General features: G+C 71.4%; 6 protein-coding genes. All 6 read right to left on the minus strand.

Translation table 11 applies throughout. From position 1 onward, the window contains the following. Positions 1–33: 33 nt before the first annotated feature. From KME75_RS11685 to KME75_RS11710, 6 genes are read right to left on the minus strand one after another with little or no spacing between them, the layout of a single operon-like run. Positions 34–1,035, minus strand: coding sequence for an ABC transporter permease (locus KME75_RS11685; protein WP_219414621.1), 1,002 nt, complete (start codon positions 1,033–1,035; stop codon positions 34–36). Further along, positions 1,032–2,573 carry a sugar ABC transporter ATP-binding protein gene (locus KME75_RS11690; protein ID WP_219414622.1) on the minus strand — a complete coding sequence of 514 codons (1,542 nt, stop codon included), beginning with the start codon at positions 2,571–2,573 and terminating at the stop codon, positions 1,032–1,034. Before KME75_RS11690 ends, KME75_RS11685 begins: the two co-directional genes overlap by 4 nt. Continuing rightward, the gene (locus tag KME75_RS11695; RefSeq protein WP_219414623.1) at positions 2,570–2,974 is read right to left on the minus strand and encodes an RbsD/FucU family protein; all 405 of its coding nucleotides are present in this window, start codon (positions 2,972–2,974) and stop codon (positions 2,570–2,572) included. Before KME75_RS11695 ends, KME75_RS11690 begins: the two co-directional genes overlap by 4 nt. Beyond that, on the minus strand, positions 2,968–3,813 hold the full coding sequence (locus KME75_RS11700) for an amidohydrolase family protein (RefSeq protein WP_219414624.1): 846 nt from the start codon (positions 3,811–3,813) through the stop codon (positions 2,968–2,970). Before KME75_RS11700 ends, KME75_RS11695 begins: the two co-directional genes overlap by 7 nt. Then, the gene (locus KME75_RS11705; RefSeq protein ID WP_219414625.1) at positions 3,810–4,769 is read right to left on the minus strand and encodes an aldo/keto reductase; all 960 of its coding nucleotides are present in this window, start codon (positions 4,767–4,769) and stop codon (positions 3,810–3,812) included. The genes KME75_RS11700 and KME75_RS11705 overlap by 4 nt, the downstream gene beginning before the upstream one ends. Beyond that, entirely contained in the window at positions 4,762–6,048 is a 1,287-nt protein-coding gene (locus tag KME75_RS11710) for an L-fuconate dehydratase (protein ID WP_219414626.1), read from the minus strand. Before KME75_RS11710 ends, KME75_RS11705 begins: the two co-directional genes overlap by 8 nt. Between the last annotated feature and the right edge of the window lie 548 nt (positions 6,049–6,596).

Raw genomic sequence — 6,596 nt, forward strand, 5'->3', positions numbered from 1 at the left:
AACTCCCTTGATCGAGCCGTTGGGTGATGGGCCTCAGGCCCGCCTCCGCGCCATGTCCGCGTAGACGGCGAGGAGGATGACGATGCCGAGGATGACGTTCTGCCATTCCTGCGGGATGGACATGATCTGGAGCCCGTTGTTGAGCACCGAGATGATCAGAGCGCCGATCACGGTGCCGACGATGGAGCCCTTGCCCCCGGACAGCGACGTGCCGCCGATGACGACCGCCGCGATCGCCTGCAGCTCGTAGCCCATGCCGGTGGCGGGCTGGGCGGAGCCCAGCCGCGCGGAGATCAGCACGCCGGCCAGGCCGGTGAACAGGCCGGCGAGCGTGTAGATGAGGATCTTCCAGCGGCGCACGTCGATGCCCGACAGCGCCGTGGCCTCCTCGTTGCTCCCGATCGAGTACGTGTAGCGGCCGAGCACGGTCTTGTTGAGCAGCACGTACGCCAGCACCGCGGCCACGGCCAGGATGAGCACCGCGTTCGGGAAGTCGGTGCCGGGGACGATGCTGCCGATGGACAGCTCGATGTAGCCCGGCGAGTCGGTGAAGTAGATCGGCGTGCTGCCCGAGATCACCAGCGCGAGGCCCTGCGCGACGAGCATCATCGCCAGCGTCGCGATGAACGGTGGCAACCCGAGCACGGACACGTTGAACCCGTTGACGAACCCGATCAGGCCGCCGAACAGGATCGCGCCCAGCACCCCGAGCGGCAGGGGGACGCCCAGGTTCACGATCAGGACGCCGGAGATCACCGCGGCCAGCGCCATCCCCGTGCCCAGCGACAGGTCGATGCCGCCGGTGATGATCACGAACGTGGTGCCCAGCGCCAGCGCGCCGATCACCACCGTGGAGAACAGGATGTTCGTGACGTTGCCGTAGTTGAGGAAGTTCGGGCTGACGATCGAGAAGAACGCGAAGATGGCGATCAGGCTCGCGAACGCCAGGAACTGCTGGATCCGGTCGCGCACCGTCCGGCGCACCCCCGCGGGGGCGGCGTTCTCCTTCTCCGTGCTGACGGTTGGCGTGCTCATCTCGCTCCTGCCTTCGACATCGAAGGATCTTCGTCGGGACGGAGGGTGGCGTAGTGCATCACGCTCTCCTGGGTGGCCTCGCCCGCCTCGAGCCGCCCGGTGACCCGGCCCTCGCTCATGACGACGACGCGGTGGGACATGCGCAGCACCTCCGGCAGCTCCGAGGAGATCATGATGATCGACTTTCCGGCACTCGCCAGCTCGTTGAGCAACCGGTAGATCTCCTCCTTGGCGCCCACGTCGATGCCGCGCGTCGGCTCGTCGAAGATCAGGACGTCGCAGTCCTTCACGAGCCACTTCGCGATGACGACCTTCTGCTGGTTGCCGCCGGAAAGGTTCTTCACGGTCTGGTCGATCGACGGCGTCTTGATCCGCAGGTCCGCCACCAACTCGGTCGACCGCTTGCGCATCGCGCCCGACCGCACGAACCCGAACGACGAGAACAGCTCCCGTACCGAGCTGAGCCCGATGTTCGCGCTGACGTCCTGCTCGAGCAGCAGCCCGAGGTGCTTGCGGTCCTCGGACAGGTAGCCGATCCGGAACTTCGCGGCGTCGGCCGGGTTCGCGATGCGCACCGGCTCGCCGCGCAGCGTGACCTCGCCGGACTCCACCGGGTCGGCGCCGACGAGCGCGCGGGCGACCTCGGTGCGCCCGGCGCCCATCAGCCCGGCGAACCCGAGGATCTCGCCCTCGCGCAGGTCGAACGACACGTCCCGCAGCAGCGCCTTGGTCGTCAGGCCGCGCACCGAGAGCACCACGGGCCGGTCGGCGCGCACGCCCTCCGGCCGGGCGTCGGTGGTGATCTCGCGCCCGACCATCCGCGCGATGACCTCCGGCATCGTCGTGCTCGCGGTGTCGAGCGTGTCCACGTAGTGGCCGTCGCGGATCACCGTGATGCGGTCGGAGATCGCCTTGAGCTCGTCCATCCGGTGCGAGATGTAAATCACCCCGGTGCCGGGACCGCGGAACCGGCGGATGAGGTCGTGCAGCACCTGCACCTCGGCGTCGTTGAGCGCCGCGGTCGGCTCGTCCATGATCAGTACCTTGGCGTCGTACGACAGCGCCTTGGCGATCTCCACCATCTGCTGCTTCGCGACGGTGAGGGTGCCGACGAGCTGGGTGGGCCGCAGCGGCAGCTGCAGCCGGTCGATGAGCTCCTGCGCCCGGGTGTTGAGCGCCCGCTCCCCCAGGAAGAACCCGCCGCGGCGCGGCTCGCGGCCGATGTAGATGTTCTGCGCGACCGTGAGGTCGGGCATCAGGTTGAACTCCTGGTGGATGATGCTGATGCCCTGCTCCAGGGCGTCGCGCGGCCCCGCCACCCGCAGCGGCCGCCCCTCCAGGAAGAACTCCCCCGCGTCCGGGGTGTAGATGCCGGACAGCAGCTTCATCAGCGTCGACTTGCCCGCGCCGTTCTCCCCGACGAGCGCGAGCACCTCGCCGTGGCGCAGGTTCAGGTGCATGTCCTCCAGCGCCTTGACGCCCGGGAAGCTCTTGGCCACCCCGCGCACGTCGAGCAGCAGTTCCTGCGCACCGCTCATGTGGTCACCACCCCCTTGCGCAGCAGCACGTTGCCGTAGACGCGCGTCTCCCCCGTGCGCACGATCAGGAACGCCGATGCGGCCACCTCGTAGAAGGCGTGCCGGTCGAGGAACCGGATGTCGGACGTGCCGGCGGCCGCCGCGAGCGCGTCCTGCACCGGCAGCCGCTCCCCGTCCGGGGTCGCCATGAGGTCGAGCGCGGGCGCGTCGTCCAGCGGCACCACGGTGCGGATCGCCGCGAGCAGGTCCGGCGTCGTCACCCCGGGGAACGTGAGCGAACGCGGGGCCAGCCGCTCGGCCGGGAAGTGCGCGTCGGCGAGCACGACGGCATCGGAGTGCCCCATGGCGTCGAGGTGGGCCAGCAGCGGCCCGGTCAGCAGCGGGTGGATCCCGGTCAGCACGTGCCCTCCCCCAGGCGGTAGGTCCGGACCGCCGTGCCGGCGAGGATCTTCTCCTGCTCGGCCGGCGTCAACTCACCGATGAGCCCCGCCAGCACCTCCCAGGTGCCGGCGTAACCGGCGGTGAGCAGCGTCATCGGCCAGTCGCTGCCCCAGATCAGCCGGTCCGGCCCGAACAGCTCCAGTGCGGCGTCCCATGCCGGGCGCAGGACCTCGGCCGTGAACGGGATGCCGGGCACCTGCAGCCCGGACACCTTCGCCACGGTGTTCGGCCGGGCCGCGACGTCGGCGAGGACCCTGCGCCACTCCCCGAAATCGGGCCGCCCGTGCGGCGGCTTGCCGAGGTGGTCGACGACGACGGTCAGCTCCGGGAGCGCCCCCGCGAGCTCGGCGGTGGCGGCGAGGTGCCGAGGCCAGGCGTCGGGCACGTCGAACGGGACGCCGCGCGCGGCGAGCAGGCCCAGCGATGCCCGGACGGCCGGCAGGGCGAGGAAGTCGTCGCGGGGATCGTCGTGCACCAGGTGCCGCACGCCGCAGAACGCGGGGTGGGCCTGCCAGCGGTCGAGCTGCGCCTCGGCGACACCCGGGTCGTCGAGCCGCACCCAGCCGACGACGCCGGCGAACCGGTCGCACCGCTTCGCCACCTCGAGCAGGAACTCGGTGTCGGTCTCGGAGTCCTCGGCCTGCACGAGCACGGCCCGGTCGATGCCGCAGGCGTCCATCTCGGCCACGGCCCGCCCCGGGAGCACGCTCGTGTGCAGCGGCCCGTGCGCCGGCGTGATCCAGGCGTAGTCGCTGCGGTCGAGATCCCACAGGTGCAGGTGAGCATCGATCCTGATCACTGGATCAGCCCTTCCGCGGCGAGGTGCTCCCACAGCGCGGCCGGGATCGGGACGCCGGCGCGCCGCACGTTCTCCCGCACGTGGCCGGGCTCGGTCGCCCCGAGTGCCACCGCGCGGACGACCTCGTGGCGTAGCGGGAACTGCAACGCCGCGACGGGCAGCTCCACGCCGTGCTCGGCGCAGATTGCGGCGAGCCTGCGGGCCCTGGCGAGCATCTCGGCGGGGACGGCGCCGTACTCGTAGCGGGCGTCCTCGCGTGGCTGCGCGGACGACAGCAGCCCGGAGTTGTACGCGCCGGCGACCACCACCCCGATACCGCACCGGCGGCACTCCGGCAGCAGCTCGGCCGCCGCGGGCTGTTCGAGCAGCGTGTAGCGGCCCGCGACCATGAGCAGGTCGAGCCCGCCGGTCCGCACGCCGGCCAGGAGCGCGTCGGTCGACTTCGAGCCGATGCCCACGGCGTCGACCAGGCCCGCCTCGCGCAGGCCGACGAGCCCCGGGACCGCGGCGGCGATCGAGGCGTCCGGGTCGGCGTACTCGTCGGGGTCGTGCAGCAGCAGCACGTCGACGCGGTCGAGCCCGAGCCGCTCGAGCGACTCCTCGAGGCTGCGGCGCACGCCGTCGGGCGAGGGGTCCCAGACCCGCGCCGTGTCCGCCGGGACGGCGAAGCCGCCTTCCTCGTCGAGCCGGTCCGCCGTCTCCGGGCTGGGCCGCAGCAGCCGCCCGGCCTTCGTCGAGACGACGAACTCTGCCCGCGGCTTCCCGGCGAGGAACGCCCCGAGCCGCCGTTCCGCGAGTCCGAGCCCGTAGTGCGGTGCGGTGTCGAAGTACCGGATGCCGCAGTCCCACGCCGTCTGCAGGATCGCGTGCGCGTCCTCGTCGGTCATGGCCTGGAACAGGTTGCCCAGGTTCGCCCCGCCGAAGCCAAGCGGGCCGAGCCGGAGCGCGTCAGCCATCGGGGTTCATGCAGTGGTCGGCGACGGAGGCGGCGTGCATCTCGGTGCCCGCACCGGGCGCCGTGGGCGGGTGGTAGCGGCCGTCCCGGACCGCCACCGGCGTGACGAAGTGCTCGTGCAGGTGGTCGACGAACTCGATCACCCGCCCCTCGTGGGTGCCGGTCACGGCGACGAAGTCGAACATCGACAGGTGCTGCACGGCCTCGCAGAGTCCCACCCCGCCGGCGTGCGGGCACACCGGCACGCCGAACTTCGCGGCGAGCAGCAGGATCGCGATGTTCTCGTTCACCCCGGCGACCCGGGTGGCGTCGAGCTGCAGCACCTGCAGCGCCTCCGCCTGGAGGAACTGCTTGAACATCACCCGGTTCGCCATGTGCTCGCCGGTGGCGACCGGGATCGGGGCGATGCCGCGGGCGATCGCGGCGTGCGCGAGCACGTCGTCCGGGCTCGTCGGCTCCTCGACCCACGCGATGTCGAAGCTCGACAGCTCCTTGATCCAGGCGATCGCGTCGGCCACGTCCCAGCGCTGGTTGGCGTCGACGGCGATCCGCACGTCGGGGCCCACCGCCTGCCGGGCGATCCCCAGCCGCCGCACGTCGTCGTGCAGGTCGGCGCCGACCTTGAGCTTGATCTGGGTGAAGCCCTCCTCCACCGCCTCGCGGCACAGCCGGGCGAGCTTCTCGTCGTCGTAGCCGAGCCAGCCGGGAGTGGTGGTGTAGGCCGGGTAGCCCTCGCGCAGCAGCTGCTCCTCGCGCTGCGCGCGGCCCGTCTCGGCAGCGCGCAGGATCGCCACCGCCTCGTCGCGGGTCAGGGCGTCGGTGAGGTAGCGGAAGTCGACGAGGTCGACCAGCTCCTCCGGGGTCATCCGGGCGAGCAGCTGCCACAGCGGCAGCCCCGCCCGCTTGGCCTTGAGGTCCCACAGGGCGTTGGCGACCGCGCCGATCGCCATGTGCATGACGCCCTTCTCCGGGCCCAGCCAGCGCAGCTGCGAGTCGTGCACCAGCCCGCGCCACGTCCCGCCCATGTCGGCGAGCAGCTCGTCGGCGTCCCGGCCGACGAGGTGGTGGGCCAGCGCCCGGATCGCCGCGACCTGCACGTCGTTGCCGCGCCCGATCGTGAAGACGAAGGCGTGGCCGACGAGGTCGTCGCCCGCATCGGTGCGGACCCGGACGTACGCCGCGGAGTAGTCGGGGTCGGGGTTCATGGCGTCCGACCCGTCGAGCGACAGTGACGTCGGGAACCGCACGTCGGCGGTCTCGAGAGCGGTGATGCGTGCCACGCGGCAGTCCCTTCTGCGGAAACGCGACCACGTTAGAGATCGGATGTCTTGGGCGTCAATAACGAATCGGCACCAGTTCTGCGCCACTTTCCGACCCGCACGTCGGATGTCTCACCGAGCACCAGGGGCAGCGCTTCCACCGGGTCGAGCCGCGACCCGGACTTCGACGGCAGCATCCAAGCGTCTCACCGGATCCACTGGCCTCGTGGACGGCTGCGTCCACCACCACAGGCAAAAACACCACCGGCTGGCAGGTAGCCGCCCACGACGACGGGCGGATCGAGTGGATCGCGCCCACCGGGCACAGCTACTTCAGCGAACCGCACGACTACCGGCCCGACCCGCCACCGCCAGGCCCGGGGAGAGGCGCCCTCGCGAGACCCGGCCCGAAGCCGAGCCCGCCACCGGCACGCGCGGTCGTCTAGGTGGCTGGTGTCTTTCGCGTGGCGGTCGCCCTGCTGGGCGGCGCGCCGCGGGAGGATCTCGGGGTGACGTTGGGGCGCGCTGATCGTCAGGTCGATCTGTTCGACGACGCGGCCGGGTTCTGC

It is taken from the genome of Pseudonocardia nigra, from assembly GCF_019396355.1.
Classification (GTDB): domain Bacteria; phylum Actinomycetota; class Actinomycetes; order Mycobacteriales; family Pseudonocardiaceae; genus Pseudonocardia; species Pseudonocardia nigra.